This window comes from Flavobacterium johnsoniae, from assembly GCF_001879205.1.
Taxonomy (GTDB): domain Bacteria; phylum Bacteroidota; class Bacteroidia; order Flavobacteriales; family Flavobacteriaceae; genus Flavobacterium; species Flavobacterium johnsoniae_A.
Genome location: NZ_MLFK01000010.1, coordinates 121,560 through 138,739 on the forward strand (window position 1 = coordinate 121,560; position 17,180 = coordinate 138,739).

Consider the following 17,180-nt stretch of genomic DNA (forward strand, 5'->3'; position numbering starts at 1 on the left):
CTATGCAAATAGTGCCGGTATAATAAAATTTAAGATGAAAAAATATATAACATCACTCGCAGTCATAACGGCTTTTTTTGCAGCTTTTAATGGTTATGGCCAGGATAAAAAACACGAATTTTCTATTTCACTGGGCGGTCCGTTTTCCTTTATAAAATCAACTGGCGGTGAATATGTTCCTGGAAATGGAGTTAACGCCGGCCTTCGCTATTCTTATTATCTAAACGATGGATTAAGCTTAGGAATTGGCGTAGAATACCAGACCTACAATTCCGATTCAAAATTTGGTTATCTGGCAGGACAATACAACGCTGTCGATGCTGAAAACGAAGCTTTTCAGTTTCGGTACAAAGTCACTAATTTAAGAGAAGAACAAAACCTGGGCTACATTAATATTCCAATTAATATTCAGTTCGAAACTCACGGCACATCAAAACTTTATGTTGCTGCCGGAGCTAAAATAGGTTTTGCATCAAGCGGAACTTATCAGTCAAGTATGTCAAACAGCACAACAAGCGGTTACTATCCACAATACAATGTAGAATTATTCAGTCCTGCATTTGCCGGCTTTGCTAATGTTGACAATCTAAAAGCGCCTGAGCGTGATTTAGATACCAAAGTATCGTATTCAGCCACTTTTGAGACTGGTTTAAAACAAGTTATCGGAAACAGAAACTCCATTTATATTGGAGCATATATCGACTACGGCTTAAATAACATTCAAAAGAAAAACGAAAACAGCAATCTGGTTCAATACAGCCCTGAAGTACCTGTTCAATTAAGATACAACAGTGTATTCGATACCGGAATTGCATCAAACATGAGATTGGTTTCTTATGGTTTAAAACTAAGATTCGCGATTCGCTGATTTTATAAAATTCTTGTCCGGAAAAAGCTATTCAATTAATTTTGAGTAGCTTTTTTTTATACAAAATTTTAAAAAATAAAATATTCCTTAAGTTATGCCGTGTTTGTGTCTGCTTATTACTCCAGCCGCTTCTACATCTCCCAAATAAGATATAGTTTCATTTTAAAATCTATAAAGTTCTCAAAACCTAACATTTATCATATTTATATTTTAGTTGATTTCTTTACTTTGAACACTAAAATTTGAGTTTTTTTATAGTAGTAACTGCTGACAAAATGCATATTGATACTGACTTACTTTATACTTGGGGCGCTGTTGCCAAAAAGGTTCCCAAACATACTGTCATCTTTTACGAAAATGATCCTCCTCTTTCCTATTACCAAATTCTTGAAGGCACTGTAAAAATGAGCTACACTAATGAAGATGGTAAAGATCTTACTATTGGAGTTTTTAAAGAAGGAAACAGTTTTGGCGAACCGCCTTTATTTATTGAACAGCCCTACCCTGCCTCTGCAGTTGCACAAACAGATTGTATTTTATTAAAGCTCTCAAAAACGAATTTTTTTTCTTTTCTGGAAGAAAATCCCGAAATGCAGACAGGATTATTAAAATTATTTGCAAACAAAATCTATAATAAAATTGTATTTTCTAAAAACATAATTAATCATAAACCTGAACATCGCATTCAATACTTTTTAGATAATTTAAAAAGACAGCACAATTTCAAGCCTTCTCAAAAAATGAAAATTCCCTATACCAGACAAGAAATTGCAGATTTCACAGGTTTACGTGTTGAAACCGTTATCAGGACAGTTTCGCAAATGAATAAAAACAAAAAAATTGAAATTATCGATCATAAATTATTCTATTAGAAGATTCTTTAATATAGTGGTTATGATTCTAATCATACTTCTTCAAAAAAGTATTTTCTTTCTTTGTACGGAAGGTTAAAAAATTAATTAGGCTTAACAGCATTCAAAATTAAAACGGGAACTTTACGAGTTCCCGTTTATTATGTAATAACTTTATTCATCATTGCTTTCGAAATATTCTTTGCCCGAATTTTAACTTCATTTGCTTTTTCACCTTCAAATAAGTCATCGACTGTTTTTTTCCACAATTTGGTCCAATGCAAAAAATGAGTTTCAGTTAAAGTACTCTTCTCATTCAGTAATCGATGTTTCATCATCGGGTTTCCATCAAAATTTCCGGTATGAAAAAGAATATTATCCCAAAAATCATACATAATTGGAAGATGTTTTTCCCAATTTACAATGGCAACATCGGTAAATAAATAACCAATAGAGCCATCTGTTTTAATTTTATTATAAAAAGCATCAACCAATATTTTAATATCCTCCTTATTTCTAATATCTGTTCTCATCTGCCGGTTTTAATTTCTCTATTTCAAATAATAGAAAACTTTACATCAAAATTCTAAAACCTGCAGTTTATAAACTATGATTATAATCATAAAAAACAGAAAAATTAAGAAACTTTCCCTTCTATTAACCGCCATAACCAAACGGTAAGAAAATAAAAATAAAACGATATGACTGGAATCATAATTTGAGAAAATTGATGATGATAAATTTACCCTATCGAAATTATGCTTAACAGTATTAGAATATTGTTTCTGATACAAAACCACTAAACTTTATCTGCACTAAAATATGCTGGAAACGGCATATTTTATGCAGAAATAATAAAATTAAAAATGGACAAAAATTCTCTGATAAAGGAAATAATACGATTAAAGCAAGAAAAAAATGCGGTTATTCTGGCTCATTATTATCAAGATGAGGAAATTCAGGATATTGCAGATTTTATTGGAGACAGTCTTGAATTATCAAAAAAGGCGCAGCAAACCAATGCTTCTATTATTCTTTTTGCCGGAGTCCATTTTATGGCAGAAACAGCCAAAATACTAAATCCGGATAAAAAGGTAATAATACCTGATTTTAATGCAGGATGTTCTCTTGCAGACGGATGTGATCCTGCCGATTTTAAAATTTTTAAAGCAAAACACCCCGGGCATATTGTGGTAACTTACATAAACTGCTCTGCTGAAATAAAAGCAATGAGCGATTTGGTTTGTACCTCATCAAATGCAAAAAAAATAATTGCTTCTATACCTGCAGATAAGGAAATTATATTTGCACCGGATAAAAATTTAGGACATTATTTACAAAAAGAAACAAAGCGTAAACTAGTGCTTTGGGATGGATCATGTGTGGTTCACGAAGCCTTTTCGCTAGAAAAACTAATTGACCTTTACAAGAAAAATCCAACTGCCAAAATTGCGGCACATCCGGAATCTGAGAGCCATATTTTAAAAATTGCCCATTACATTGGTTCAACCTCCGGAATTATCAACTTTATTAAAACGGATCCTGCCGCTGTTTTCATAGTGGCTACAGAAGCTGGTATTTTGCATGAACTCTCAAAAGCGGCACCTGAAAAAACGCTGATTCCCGCTCCTTCTACCGAAGATAATACTTGTGCCTGCAGTGAATGCGCATTTATGAAAATCAATACACTCGAAAAATTATATTGGTGTCTTAAATATGAAAGTCCCGAAATTATAGTAGATGAACAGCTGAGAATTAAAGCCTTAAAACCTATAAAAAGAATGCTTGAACTGTCTTAAAATTGAACCTCAAAACCCTTATAAAATGCTCAAAACTGATATACTCATAATAGGTTCCGGTATTTCCGGATTATTTTTTGCCATGAAAACTGCCAAAAAACGTCCGGATTTATCTATTGTAATTATGACCAAGAAAACTGCACCAAACACTAATACACAACTCGCACAAGGTGGTATTGCAGTTGTTACAAATCATATAAAGGATAGTTTTGAGCAGCATATAAAAGACACTTTAAAATCAGGCGGCGGACACTGCGACCAGGCTATTGTAAAAATGGTTATTGAGCAGGCACCGGAAAGGCTCGAAGAACTTCTGAAGATTGGAACCTCTTTTGATAAAAACCAGGAAGGACAATGGGATTTAGGTCTTGAAGGAGGTCATTCACAGCATCGTATTCTGCATCATAAAGACAGTTCAGGCCTTGAAATAGAAAAGAAGCTTTTGAAAATAATCGAACAATTACCCAATATTCAATTATTCGAAAATTATCAGGTTATCGATCTCAATACAGAAACCAAACAAGAGCAGACAACTTCCTGCGGTGCCTTTTTTTATGATAAAAACACGGACCAGATAAAATATATCAGGACTCGTTGTATAGTGCTGAGTACAGGCGGATGCGGCCAATTGTTCGAAAATACAACCAATCCGGAAATTGCAACCGGAGACGGAATTGCAATGGCGGCGCGTGCAGGAGCCGAAATCGAAGATATGCAGTATATTCAATTTCATCCTACAGCCTTATTTAGAGGAGAAAAAAATCCTTTGTTTTTAATTTCAGAAGCGGTTCGCGGATTTGGAGCTCATATTGTTAATGAAGAAGGAAAAAGATTTTTGTTTAAATACGATTCGCGGGGCGAGTTAGCAACAAGAGATATTGTTTCGCACGCTATTTATCGGGAAATGCATGAAAGCAGAAAAAAACATGTTTATCTAGACTGCAGGCATTTAGATCCTTCGGCTTTTTATCAAAAGTTTCCCTCTATTGCAAAACACTGCAATGAAATAGAATTGTTTCCGGAAAAAGATTTAATCCCCATAGTACCTGCGGCTCATTATCAATGCGGCGGTATTAAGGTAGACAGAAACGGTCTCACTACAGTTAAAAATTTATATGCTATTGGTGAGTGCGCCAGAACCGGATTACACGGGAAAAATCGTCTGGCTTCTAACTCTTTACTCGAAGCTTTGGTATTTGCTCATCAGGCTTCAGAAAACATTAACAGCACAATAGATTCATTTGAGTTTTCATCAAAAATACTTGTTCCCAAATTCACGGGTACAGAAAATAAAAAAGACCATGTAACATTTTTAGTCTTAAAAAAAGAAATACAGGCACTCCTGACCAATTTCTACCTGAGTGAAGAACGCGATACTGATTTTGCTTTTCAAAAAATAAAATTGATAAAAAATGCTGCCGAAACACTTGCGGCTAAACAGCAAATTACAATTCCGTTTATAGAATTTTCTAATATGCTTACCGTGGCCCTAATAATTATTAAACACTGCAAAAAAAGAAAAACACCTTTTATAATGTCTTTAAATTAAAACATGATAATCAAAGCTAATGACTATGGAAATAACAAGTAAATCTACAATTGGGGAAATTGTTGCCAATGATTTTAGAACAGCTGCTGTTTTTTCGAAATACAGCATAGATTTTTGCTGCAAAGGACATCGCACAATAGCAGAAGTCTGCAAAAAAAGAGATATCACAGAAAATATCCTTATGCAACAGCTTCAAATTGCAAAGGAGAGCCCGGCAAACCAGTCTTTTGATTATAAATCATGGCCGGTGGATTTATTGACAGATTATATTGAAAAAACACATCACAGATATGTAGAAGAAAAAACACCGGTTTTACTTCAGTTTTTAAATAAAGTATGCCGTGTTCATGGCGAGATACATCCTGAACTGCATGAAATTAATACCATCTTTAATGCATCAGCATCTGATCTTGCTGCTCATATGAAAAAAGAAGAAACGGAACTTTTTCCTTTCATTCGAGAAATGAAAAAGGCAAAAGACAAAGGTTTATCATTTCAAACACCTGTTTTCGGAAGTATTGAAAATCAAGTTCTTTTAATGAAAGAAGATCATTTGGGAGAAGGACAGCGCTTTAAAAAAATTGCTGCGCTAACCAATGATTATACTCCTCCTGCAGGAGCCTGCAACACATACAAAGTTACTTTTTCGATGCTGCAGGAATTTGAAAGCAACTTGTATAAACACATTCATATGGAAAACAATATTTTATTCCCAAAAGCAATTAAACTAGAAAAAAACTTTAAGAGAGTTTTTTAAATACAAATAAAACATGGAAAAATATGTAATCAAAAGAAACGGAGATTACAGACCCTTTGAGTCTTTTAAAATTAAGGACGCAATTGAAAAAGCTTTTCAAAGCGTTAGTCAGCCCGTCGACAAAAAAATCTTTAAACTTGTTAGTACTGCATTAGAATCTAAGTATTCATGGTCAGTAGAAGAAATACAGGATATTATTGAAAGAACTTTGTTTGAGAATGGTTATTTCTTAACCATGCGCTCGTTTATAATTTATCGTCATACGCGTAAACTGCAGAGAGAACACATAAATGGTCTTAATGATGATACAACCTATGTAAACAGCACGCAAACAATAGAAGAATACATCAATCAGTCTGACTGGCGAATCAATGCAAATGCTAATACTTCGTACTCAAATGCCGGATTGGTTAATAATACCTCGGGCAAAATAATTGCAAATTACTGGCTCGATAAAATTTATAACAAAGAAGAAGGTTTTGCCCATCGAAACGGGGATATTCATATTCACGATCTGGACTGCTTAACGGGATACTGTGCCGGGTGGAGTCTGCGTGTGCTGTTAAACGAAGGCTTTAATGGTGTTCGGGGCCGTGTAGAAAGTAAAGCTCCTTCTCATTTTAGAGAAGCACTAGGGCAAATGGCAAATTTCCTGGGAATTCTTCAAAGCGAATGGGCAGGTGCTCAGGCATTCAGTTCTTTTGATACTTATCTCGCTCCTTATGTTTTTAAGGATCAGCTTTCTTACGATCAGATTTTAAAAGCTGTTCGAAGTTTTGTGTATAACTTAAATGTTCCTGCACGCTGGGGACAATCACCTTTTACCAATATAACGCTAGACTGGATTGTTCCGGATGATCTTAAAGAACAAATACCAACCAGAAACAATGACCATTTGTTTCTTAATGTAGAAAATAAAGAATTAGCCGCTAAAGCAAAAGAAAGAGGAATTGAAAAATTAACAAACTTAAAATATGCTGATTTTCAGCAGGAAATGAACCTCATTAACAAGGCTTATTATACCGTAATGACCGAAGGCGATGCAAACGGACAGCCTTTTACCTTCCCTATTCCAACTGTAAATATTACAGAAGATTTTGACTGGGAAGGAGAAAATGTCGATTTGTTATTTGAAAACACGGCTAAAATAGGATCCTCGTATTTTCAAAACTTCATTGGAAGCCAGTATCTTCTTGATGAAAAAGGAAATAAAATTGAGAATCCGGATGCTTATAAACCAAACGCCGTTCGAAGTATGTGCTGCAGGTTACAGCTTGATCTTCGTGAATTATTAAAACGAGGAAATGGGCTTTTTGGAAGCGCAGAAATGACGGGGAGCATTGGCGTTGTAACTATTAATATGGCCAGATTAGGATTCTTGCATAAAGGAAATATTATAGATTTATTTAAACATCTCGATGAACTTCTTTTAATTGCGAAATCAACTTTAGAGAAGAAAAGAATTTTTATACAGGAAATGTACGACCGCGGACTTTATCCGTATACCAAACGCTATCTGGATCATTTTAGAAACCATTTTTCGACTATAGGCGTAAACGGAATGAATGAAATGATACTTAATTTTACGAATGGAAAACAAGACATTACGGCCAATTCAGGGATTCATTTTGCATCGGAAATTCTAGATCACATCCGATTAAGAATGAAAGAATTTCAGGAAGAAACCGGAAATCTATATAATCTTGAAGCCACCCCTGCAGAAGGAACAACTTATCGTTTTGCAAAAGAAGATAAAAAACGTTTTCCTGAAATTCTTCAGGCAGGCTGTGACCAAAACATCTATTATACCAATAGTTCTCAAATACCTGTTGACCATACCGAGGATCCTTTTGAAGCTCTGCTGCTGCAGGATGAATTACAATGCAAATATACAGGAGGCACAGTGCTTCACCTTTATATGAGAGAAAAAATAAGCAGCCCTAAAGCCTGTAAAAACTTTGTAAAAAAAGTATTAACCAGCTTTAAACTGCCTTATATTACCGTAACTCCGGTTTTCAGCGTCTGCCCTATTCACGGTTATCTTAATGGAGAACATGAATATTGTCCGAAATGCGATGAAATTTTATTAAATGAAAACAATAAAAAAATGATGATATATGAAAACACAAACACATGAAATCCTAAAGAAACAGGAATCGAAAAGAAGTAAATGCTTAGTGTATACAAGAGTAATGGGTTATCACAGACCAGTAGAAAGTTTTAATATTGGAAAAAAAGGCGAACACCAGCAGCGAAATCATTTTAAAGAAATCAGGATCGAATAAAGCAGTTTACAGCATCACTCCATTTACTTTATTAGATTATCCCGATAAAACAGCCTGCATAATTTGGTTTGCAGGCTGTAATATGCGGTGTTTATATTGTTATAATCCGGATATTGTTTTAGGAAAAGGAAAAATTGATTTTGAAACGGTTCTTACTTTTCTAAAATCCAGAAAAGGATTATTGGATGGTGTAGTTTTAAGCGGAGGCGAATGCAGCATCCATAAAAATATCCTTGATTTTATAAAACAAATAAAACTCTTGGGATTTAATGTAAAAATAGACACAAACGGTTCCAGTCCCCGGGTGCTGAAAAAAATGATACATGAGAAACTGATTGACTATGCTGCTTTAGATTTTAAAAGTCTCCCGGCGGCTTTTAAAACTATTACGCAATCTAACCTATTTGCTGAATTTGAAGAAAGTCTTACACTTTTAATGAATTCCTCCATTCCATTTGAAGTTCGGACTACGCTTCATTCAGCACTTATAAACAGATCAGAATTAGCAGCAATGAGAAATTATCTCGAAGCTCAAAACTATGAAGGAAATTATTATATACAACATTTCGTAAATAATGTGCCAACCATAGGTAATTTAGAATATTCAGAAAAATCATTAAGATTTGAAAATTTTTCGACCTCAAAAATAAATGTTATTTTTAGGGAACAATTATAATCTCTATTTGAGATCATCGCAATTAAAAAGTTGGTATTATGGCACTTCATCACTTCATTTTGATAGTTCATCTAATTGCGGCAACAATTTGGGTGGGTGGTCATTTAACACTCTGCATCATTTTTCTTCCCGAAGCTTTAAGAAAAAAAGATCCTTCCATTATTCTAAAATTTGAGAGACAGTTCGAACCGCTTGGCATGTCGGCACTGCTTACACTTGCTGTATCCGGAATTTGGATGGCTTATGATTTTGGAATTACGCTTGGCACTTGGTTTAGCTTTTCCGGCGGTTTTGAAAAAGTCGTTTCTATTAAGTTACTGCTGCTCTTTTTAACCATTATTTGCGCCCTGATTGCTCAATTTCGAATTATTCCAAATCTCAATCAATATAACCTTAACAAAATGGCTGTATTAATTATCACAGTTACCTTAATTGGAGTTACGATGCTTATTTTAGGGTCAACTTTTAGATATGGAGGGCTGTAGGCAAAAAAAAACCGTAAAATCTTTACGGTTTATAAGTCATACTATCTGTTCTTTTTTTGCTGTCCCGGCGCATAAGCTTTTGCACTTTTACTTCCTGACATTTTTTTTGCCTGCCCAGGAGGAATTTTTCCTGATCGCGAAGACGATGAAGAGGAACTGTGGACACTGCATCCTGTAATACTCAAAATAAGTACAACGCAGGTTAGAGTTTTAATAAATTTAGTCAATTTCATATTTTAGTTATTTTTGAGTCAAAAATACGTGTTTAAAAAGAACTGCAGGCATTTTTACTCACATAAAAAAAACCTGCAGTAAAAAACACTGCAGGTTTACTATCTTAAGTTCTAAAACTTACTTTTTAACCGTATCAGTTTTAATAGTTCTAACTGTATCGGTTGCTGTCGTATCGATATCCGGACCAACAGTATCAATTATTGCTTCGGTCGAATCAGTGTAAGTTTGAGAGTCAGTAGTGTTCGTATCGTTCTTCTTACACGAAAATGCCAGTCCCGTTAACAGAATCAGCATTGCAATTTTGGTTTTTAATAGCGTTTTCATAATTATATTTTTTTCTGTTTGTATTAATATTAATATTTCAAATTTAAACTACTGGTTATCAATATCATTACATAATTATAAGTATCATTTATAAAAATCAAAGAAATTACTCAAAAACCTGATTAACAATGCAAAAACTATAAATTCAAAAGTTAATTATGTAAGCCGCTTCGATATCGTTTTATGAAATTTGTACAAACATTTTTCAAAATGAAAACTTTTCTTCGCAATAACGGTTTGAGTATCTGCTTTCTGGTACTTTTTTTCGGATCCTTAATAGGCCAGATTTTCTTAGGTTTTGAGGAACATAATAAAGAGCTTGTAGACGAAGGAGGAAAAATCATAACTCTTAGTTCTTATCTTGTATCCGGACATTTTATTGAATCTACTTTTGAAAACTGGGAAAGCGAATTTCTTCAGATGGGGCTCTTTGTTGTACTCACCATTTTCTTAAAACAGAAAGGATCTTCAGAATCAAAAAAACTGAATGAAAAAGAAGAAGTCGACCGGGAGCCCGATCCTAATCGAAAAAACGCTCCTCTTGCCGTTAAAAAAGGAGGTTTTATTCTCGCTTTGTACAAACATTCACTTACAATTGCATTGCTGCTGTTATTTTTGATTTCACTGGTAATGCATTTCTACGGAAGTTTAAAAGACGAAAATGAAAAACTGCTTTTAGAAGGAAAACCACTAGAAACGATTTCATCCTATTTAGTAAATTCAAGATTTTGGTTTGAATCTTTTCAAAATTGGCAGAGTGAATTTTTATCGGTTTTTGCTATTGTAATATTGTCGGTTTATCTCCGCCAAATCGGTTCATCACAATCCAAACCGGTAGATGCACCACATTTTCAAACCGGTGATTAATGATTAGAAAGCATCAAATTAATAATTAAAAAAGATTTTATTCCTCATACATCTCCATCCATAATCTAGTTTCTTCCAGATCGAGTTCTTTTTCTATTTTACGGAAAATTTCTTCATTCACAGAACCTTTTTTGTGCATACTTTCGAGTTTAGCACGTTCTACATTTAAAAGATCTATTTGAATTTTGGTAAAATCATTAAAAATTTCATTCCCTAATAACTTTCCGTTTCCAAAAAAATTAGCCGGAAGTTCTGTTTTTTGTAAACGATTAAACTTTACTTCATATTTACTTTTAATGTTATGCAGTAATTCATCATCCAGTAATGAAAAGTTATCTTCGATATGCGTTATGGTTTCTGAAACGATTTTATTTCGAACATCATACTCTTCAGCTAAAATAGAATAACGTTCGATTTTCAGTTTTTTAATTATCCACGGAAGTGTAAGCCCCTGAATAACTAAAGTAGAAAGTATAACGCAAAAAACCAGATAAATGATAAGATTTCTAAGCGGAAATTCTTCGGTTTTATTAAGCATAAGCGGTAATGCCAAAGCTGCGGCCATAGAAACTACACCCCGCATACCCGACCAGCCAAAGATGATCATATTGCGATAATCAAATTCTTCTTTTAAGCGAATGTTTTTACTGATTATTCTTGGCAGTACTGCAGCAGGAATAACCCATAGAAAACGCACTGCAATTACCACAATACTAATTACAGCTCCCCAGATAAACAAAGATGTTCCGGAATAATTGCTGATTCCTTCTATGATTTGTCTCAGTTGCAATCCGATTAAAATAAAGATCAAACCATTTAAAATATTCGTTAAAACACTCCAGATTGTTCCGGTCATAATACGGCTTTCATGAGTAAAAATAGTTCCTGATCGTGCTGATAAATACAATCCGGTTGCTACAACAGCCAAAACTCCTGAGCCTTCAAAATGTTCTGCCAATAAATAAGATGAAAATGGAGTCAGTAATGTCAGCGTTACTTCTATAATATCATCACACACGAATCTTTTATGAATATAGCTCATGACAAAACCTACTCCCAAACCAATCGCGATCCCTAATGTCGACATTAAAACAAAGTTTAATCCGGCCTGCCATAAAATAAAATTTCCGGCTGTAATGGCTGTTAAAGCATATTTATAAGCCACAAGACCACTGGCATCATTAACGAGACTCTCGCCTTCCAGAATGGCGATTAATCTTGGGTGCAGCCCCAGACCTTTTGTTATGGAAGTTGCCGAAACCGCATCTGGTGGAGAAACAATAGCACCCAGCAGAAAGGCTAACGGCCAGGAAATATCATCTATAAGCATATGTGCTGCAATTGCAACCGCGGTTGTGGTAAAGAAAACCAAACCAACTGCCGCCAAAGTAATAGGCCTGATAGTCTGCTTGAAATCAGACCAGCTGGTGTACCAGGCCGCATGGTATAAAAGAGGGGGTAAAAAAACAATAAATACTACTTCAGGACTCAGCGCAATAACCGGGAGACCAGGGACAACGCTAATAATTACACCGCAGAGAACTAAAACTATTGGAATTGGAAAATTATATCTTTTGCTTACTAAACTAAGAAAAGCTACGCCAAAAAGTAACATTATAATTACTGTAATATTCTCCATTTACTGCCGGTATTTATTTAATTGGGATGATAATTTGTGAGTGCTAAATTAAGATATTATGATAATTAAATGAGAATATCACTAAAAAAAGAATACTCGATTTATTGACTTATATCAAACTTTTTCATCCTGGACAAGTTTAGATTTGTTTCAAATTTATTTATAAAAACAGCAAAATGATAAGTACAGAATTAAGTCCGTTAATGCAGTTTGGAGTTACAAGCCAGGAGCGTGTTGAAAATGCCTTAGAACAGCTAAAAAACGGAAAAGGAATAATAGTAACCGATGACGAAGACCGCGAAAATGAAGGGGATCTTATTTTTTCTGCGCAGTCTATGAATGTTGCCGATATGGCCTTAATGATTCGGGAATGCAGCGGTATTGTCTGTCTTTGTCTTTCTAACGAAAAAGCAGATCAGCTTGATCTTCCCTATATGGTAAAAGAAAATACAAGCAGTTTTCAAACTCCTTTTACTATTACCATTGAAGCCAAAAAAGGCGTAACCACCGGAGTTTCTGCCGCTGACAGAATAGCTACGATTAAAACCGCCATTGCACAAAATGCAAAACCCGAAGATTTAGCCAGACCCGGACATATTTTTCCGCTTCGTTCCCGAGACAACGGCGTTCTCGAAAGAAACGGCCACACTGAAGGAAGTGTCGATTTAATGAAATTAGCAGGTTTACAACCCGAAGCTGTTCTCTGCGAATTGATGAACGAAGACGGAAGTATGGCTAAACTGGACAAAATCATTAGCTTTGCACAACAGCATGATTTAGTAGTTTTATCTATCGAAGATATTGTCTGCTACCGTAAATTCGTGCGAGATTATAACTAAAGAATGATATACGAACAGCTTGGTAATTACATCAAAAAAAGTATTGAAGTTTCTGATGAAGATTTAAAAACAATTCTCTCCTACTTTAAGCCTTTAAAGAAAAACAAAAACGATATTTTACTGTCGCAGGGTGAAACCAGCCAGCAGACTTTTTTTGTTGGAAAAGGATGTGTACGAATCTTTTTTATCAATGAAGAAGGAAAAGATGCAACTCGTTATATTGCTTTTGAAAATCAGTTTGCCACAGCTTTAGTCAGTTTTATTACTAAAATGCCTTCTGTAGAAAATATTCAGGTAATCGAAAAATCTGAATTGCTGGCCATTACACATGAAGACTTTAAACATTTGATGCGACTAATCCCGCAATGGCGTGAATTTTACAGCAATTATTTGGAAAAAGCGTATGTAAACAATGCCAATAGGCTGATGTCGTTTACCACTATGGATGCTCTGGAAAGATACAATCAGCTTTTGAAAATTAATCCAACGATTGTAAAACGGCTGCCAAATAAAATTGTGGCGTCGTACATTAATATTTCTCAGGAAACGTTGAGCAGGTTAAAATCTAAAGTTTGATTTTTTAAGACCAAGAAATAGCTATCGGGATTATGTGTGTAGAAACTAGTTTCTTTTTTTGTTTTCTTTTCATTTCGCTAAAAACTATATTTCTATGTGTTTAATTTTCACGCAGATTTAGCAGATTTTTTCTCATCTTTTAAATCCTGTGAAGATTTTTTACTGCTTATTGTAATGTAAACTTAAGAATACTAAAAAAACCGAATCTAAATTTAGATTCGGCCTTTTTATTTTTTATGATTCGCAGCTGCTGCAAGTAACTAAACTTGTTACCAATTCTTTAGAAACACTTTGGCTTCTTTGGTAATACAAGCTTTTTACGCCCAATTGCCAGGCTTCGATCATTAAACGGTTTACCTCCTTAATTGGCAGTTCTGCCGGAATATTAAGGTTCAGACTTTGTCCCTGATCTACAAATTTCTGGCGGATCGCTGCCTGCTGTACAATTTCAAGCTGACTGATTTCTTTAAAGGTTTTAAAAACATCTTTTTCAGTCTGCGAAAGCTGCGACATGTGCTGTACACTTCCTCCGTTCAGCATAATTTCTCTCCAGACTTCTTCGTTATCAAGACCTTTTTTTTCTAATAATGCTTTTAGGTATTTATTTTTACGCATAAAATTACCTTTACTTAAACCCGCTTTATAGTAATTACTGCTAAAAGGCTCGATTCCCGGAGAAGTTTGTCCTAAAATTGCCGACGATGAAGTTGTTGGAGCAATTGCCATTGTTGTGGTATTGCGTTTTCCGTATCCTTTCAGCAATTCTGGTTCGCCATAAATTCTGGCCAGTTCCTGAGTTGCTTTATCAGCTTTATCACTTATATGTTTGAAAATTTCTGTTGTTTTCATTTTAGCTTCCATTCCTTCAAACGGAATCATATTTTTCTGCAGATAAGAATGCCATCCTAAAACACCTAAACCTAATGCACGGTGTCTTTTAGCAAATTTATTGGCTGCCGAAAGATAATAGTTGCCTTCTGTTTTTTCGATGAATTCCTGCAATACAGCATCCAGGAAAAAGATCGCTAATTTAACTGCTTCTGTATCTTTCCATTCTTCATAAAGCTCCAAATTCATTGATGATAAACAGCAAATAAACGATTCGTCCTGACTCGACGGAAGCATAATTTCACTGCACAAATTACTTGCATTAATACGCAGGTTTTTATCTTTATAAACTTGCGGTTTGCTTTTATTCACATTATCGCTGAAGAAAATATAAGGAAGTCCTTTCTGCTGACGGCTTTCTAAAACTTTGGCCCAAATTTGTCTTTTGTCGGCATCTCCGTCAATCATTTCCTGCATCCAATAATCTGGAACACAAATTCCGGTAAATAAATTCTGAATTGGATTACCAATGCTTTTAATTTTAAGGAATTCCTCAATATCCGGATGGTCAATATCCAAATAAGCGGCAAATGCACCGCGACGCACACCACCCTGCGAAATCGTATCCATAGCCGTATCAAATAGTTTCATAAAACTTACGGCTCCGCTGCTTTTTCCGTTATCGGTTACGGCACTTCCGCGCTCACGTAATTCCCCAAAATAGCCAGATGTTCCACCGCCTATTTTAGTCTGCATAATTACTTCGCCCAATTTATGTGTAATTCCTTCAATTTTATCCGGAACGTGTACGTTGAAACAAGAAATTGGCAAACCTCTTTCGGTTCCCATATTGGCCCAAACCGGCGAACTGATACTCATCCAGCCGCGTTCGATCATTTCTACAAAAGATTCTTTTAATTCCGGTTTGTATAATCTTTTTGCTGCAGCGGTACATATTCTGTCAATTGCCCCTTCTACAGTTTCACCTTTTAAAAGATAACCGCGATTTAAAATTTGTTCACTTTCAGAGTTCTTCCACCACATTTTGGTCCCTGTTTCATTTTGCGGAAGACTATTTACTTCATTTGTATCTATTGTATTCATATTATTGTCTTTTAGAAAAGGTCGTTTGCTGTGATGCTTTTATCATGTTTTGTATATTCTACAGGACGTTTTGCAAAGAAATCGTCTAAACTGTTAGCAAAAACTTCTTCTTCAAACCAGGCCAGTGCTTTATAATCTTCGACTTTTACATCAAATATGGTTGGAATATTAATTTGTTTCAGGCTCTCGTCAATTCTAAATTTCATAAAGTTCACTAAATCACCTTTTTTAATACTTTCAATTTCACCTTCTTCAAATATCCAGTCTAATATGTCTGATTCCACTTCGATAGAACTCTTAACCGTTTCTCTAACAAGCGTTAATGTTTCTTCATCAAAATAATCCGGGAATTCTTCTCTGATTTTATTGATGATGTAAATACCGCCGTTAGCGTGAATCTGTTCGTCGATTGATGTCCAGGCAATAATGTTGCTCACATTTTTCATGTAACCTTTAAATCGGGTAAACGAAAGCAAAATGGCAAACTGGCTGAAAAGTGACACATTCTCGATTAGAATACTAAATAAAATAAGCGAAACCATATATTTACGGTTATCCTGAGAACGCGTATCTTTTAAAACCTCCGAAAGATATTCGACACGTTTACGGATCACCGGAACGTCAAGAAGTTTTTCAAATTCATCATTATAGCCCAACACTTCAAGAAGACGTGAATAGGCCTCAGAGTGCCTGAATTCGCACTCTGCAAAAGTACTTCCCAACCCATTAAACTCAGGTTTCGGAAAGTGTTCGTAGATATTTCCCCAAAAGCTTTTTACAGCTACCTCTATTTGTGCAATTGCTAGTAAACTATTCTTAACTGCTGTTTTTTCAGCCAAAGTTAAATGAGCATGAAAATCCTGAGTATCAGCAGTGAAATCGACTTCTGTATGAACCCAATACGCTTTATTTATCGCTTCTGTAAATTGTAAAACCTCCGGGTATTCAAAAGGTTTATAATTGACTCTCTTATCAAATATAGACATATATATAGTATTTAATGGTGACTAATTTAGAATAGAAAAGAAACAGGATTTGGGGTTGGGAACTGCGTTTTTCTATATTTACAAAATTAACCCACGAATCTTCTTTTGACTAGAGTTTGATGTTAAAAATCCGAGCAATTATCAACAGTGAAAAGTGAGATCGAAAACCATCAAAAAAACATTTTATCAACAGGCTCATAATTTTTCGTACTTGCCCAATTATCAGTTATTTATACTAAATCTAAATAGAGTTGTCAACAAAAAAAATGAAAATATTGCTCCGAATAAAAAAACAGTTATCAACAGACAAGTTTTAAATTTTGCTGTTTTTTGCCAAAATTTGGGTTAATTTCAAAGATCATTTTCGTCTCAAAAACCTTTTTTCTCTCGTAAGAAAATATGAATCCGAATTTCCAAAATGTTTTAGCTCATAAAAACCTAAAAAGCTAATTTTTAACATTTTAAATCATTATACAAGATAAAACATTAAACACTTACTAAACCAAAATTCAA

At 34.7% G+C, this 17,180-nt stretch carries 18 protein-coding genes; 12 read left to right on the forward strand and 6 right to left on the reverse strand.

All coding sequences use genetic code 11. The features are described 5' to 3' along the window. The first annotated feature begins 34 nt into the window (after positions 1-34). Both BKM63_RS19630 and BKM63_RS19635 read left to right on the forward strand, forming a co-directional pair. Positions 35-868 carry an outer membrane beta-barrel protein gene (locus BKM63_RS19630; protein WP_071638277.1) on the forward strand — a complete coding sequence of 278 codons (834 nt, stop codon included), beginning with the start codon at positions 35-37 and terminating at the stop codon, positions 866-868. A gap of 242 nt (positions 869-1,110) precedes the next feature. After that, positions 1,111-1,740, forward strand: a complete 630-nt coding sequence (locus BKM63_RS19635; RefSeq protein ID WP_242661192.1) for a Crp/Fnr family transcriptional regulator — start codon at positions 1,111-1,113, stop codon at positions 1,738-1,740. 140 nt (positions 1,741-1,880) lie between these two features. Here BKM63_RS19635 and BKM63_RS19640 read toward each other — a convergent pair whose 3' ends face one another. Beyond that, on the reverse strand, positions 1,881-2,252 hold the full coding sequence (locus BKM63_RS19640; protein WP_071638279.1) for a group III truncated hemoglobin: 372 nt from the start codon (positions 2,250-2,252) through the stop codon (positions 1,881-1,883). 333 nt (positions 2,253-2,585) lie between these two features. Here BKM63_RS19640 and nadA point away from each other — a divergent pair, with 333 nt between their 5' ends. The 7 genes from nadA to BKM63_RS19675 are packed head-to-tail and all read left to right on the forward strand — an operon-like array spanning position 2,586 to position 9,270. Beyond that, entirely contained in the window at positions 2,586-3,518 is a 933-nt protein-coding gene (gene nadA / locus BKM63_RS19645) for a quinolinate synthase NadA (protein WP_071638280.1), read from the forward strand. Between the two features lie 25 nt (positions 3,519-3,543). Continuing rightward, entirely contained in the window at positions 3,544-5,067 is a 1,524-nt protein-coding gene (nadB, locus tag BKM63_RS19650) for an L-aspartate oxidase (protein WP_071638281.1), read from the forward strand. A gap of 25 nt (positions 5,068-5,092) precedes the next feature. Then, positions 5,093-5,824 (forward strand): iron-sulfur cluster repair di-iron protein, encoded by a 732-nt coding sequence (ric, locus tag BKM63_RS19655; protein WP_071638282.1) that lies wholly within the window; start codon positions 5,093-5,095, stop codon positions 5,822-5,824. Between the two features lie 13 nt (positions 5,825-5,837). Next, the gene (locus BKM63_RS19660) at positions 5,838-7,961 is read left to right on the forward strand and encodes a ribonucleoside triphosphate reductase (RefSeq protein WP_071638283.1); all 2,124 of its coding nucleotides are present in this window, start codon (positions 5,838-5,840) and stop codon (positions 7,959-7,961) included. Continuing rightward, a complete protein-coding gene (nrdD, locus tag BKM63_RS24080) occupies positions 7,942-8,109 on the forward strand; it encodes an anaerobic ribonucleoside-triphosphate reductase (RefSeq protein ID WP_071638284.1) in 168 nt (55 codons plus the stop codon). Before BKM63_RS19660 ends, nrdD begins: the two co-directional genes overlap by 20 nt. Continuing rightward, a complete protein-coding gene (locus tag BKM63_RS19670; RefSeq protein WP_242661193.1) occupies positions 8,051-8,785 on the forward strand; it encodes an anaerobic ribonucleoside-triphosphate reductase activating protein in 735 nt (244 codons plus the stop codon). The genes nrdD and BKM63_RS19670 overlap by 59 nt, the downstream gene beginning before the upstream one ends. Before the next feature lie 38 nt (positions 8,786-8,823). Beyond that, a complete protein-coding gene (locus tag BKM63_RS19675) occupies positions 8,824-9,270 on the forward strand; it encodes a CopD family protein (protein WP_071638285.1) in 447 nt (148 codons plus the stop codon). Positions 9,271-9,311: 41 nt separating this feature from the next. On the opposite strand, the gene BKM63_RS19680 is transcribed toward BKM63_RS19675, so the two are convergent. Both BKM63_RS19680 and BKM63_RS19685 read right to left on the reverse strand, forming a co-directional pair. Next, a complete protein-coding gene (locus BKM63_RS19680; RefSeq protein WP_071638286.1) occupies positions 9,312-9,503 on the reverse strand; it encodes a hypothetical protein in 192 nt (63 codons plus the stop codon). Positions 9,504-9,621: 118 nt separating this feature from the next. After that, complete coding sequence (locus BKM63_RS19685; RefSeq protein ID WP_071638287.1) at positions 9,622-9,828, reverse strand: hypothetical protein; 207 nt, start codon at positions 9,826-9,828, stop codon at positions 9,622-9,624. 210 nt (positions 9,829-10,038) lie between these two features. Between BKM63_RS19685 and BKM63_RS19690 the strand changes: the two genes are divergently transcribed. Beyond that, entirely contained in the window at positions 10,039-10,695 is a 657-nt protein-coding gene (locus BKM63_RS19690) for a DUF6766 family protein (RefSeq protein WP_071638288.1), read from the forward strand. Positions 10,696-10,732: 37 nt separating this feature from the next. On the opposite strand, the gene BKM63_RS19695 is transcribed toward BKM63_RS19690, so the two are convergent. Beyond that, positions 10,733-12,334, reverse strand: a complete 1,602-nt coding sequence (locus BKM63_RS19695) for a Na+/H+ antiporter (RefSeq protein ID WP_071638289.1) — start codon at positions 12,332-12,334, stop codon at positions 10,733-10,735. 176 nt (positions 12,335-12,510) lie between these two features. Here BKM63_RS19695 and ribB point away from each other — a divergent pair, with 176 nt between their 5' ends. Together ribB and BKM63_RS19705 are read left to right on the forward strand one after the other, a co-directional pair. Continuing rightward, positions 12,511-13,173, forward strand: coding sequence for a 3,4-dihydroxy-2-butanone-4-phosphate synthase (gene ribB, locus BKM63_RS19700; protein WP_071638290.1), 663 nt, complete (start codon positions 12,511-12,513; stop codon positions 13,171-13,173). 3 nt (positions 13,174-13,176) lie between these two features. After that, entirely contained in the window at positions 13,177-13,749 is a 573-nt protein-coding gene (locus BKM63_RS19705; protein WP_207539283.1) for a Crp/Fnr family transcriptional regulator, read from the forward strand. Between the two features lie 234 nt (positions 13,750-13,983). Here the strand turns inward: BKM63_RS19705 and BKM63_RS19710 are convergent, their stop codons facing one another. Next, positions 13,984-15,681 (reverse strand): ribonucleoside-diphosphate reductase subunit alpha, encoded by a 1,698-nt coding sequence (locus tag BKM63_RS19710; RefSeq protein ID WP_071638291.1) that lies wholly within the window; start codon positions 15,679-15,681, stop codon positions 13,984-13,986. Positions 15,682-15,692: 11 nt separating this feature from the next. Beyond that, positions 15,693-16,667, reverse strand: a complete 975-nt coding sequence (locus BKM63_RS19715) for a ribonucleotide-diphosphate reductase subunit beta (protein WP_071638292.1) — start codon at positions 16,665-16,667, stop codon at positions 15,693-15,695. Between the last annotated feature and the right edge of the window lie 513 nt (positions 16,668-17,180).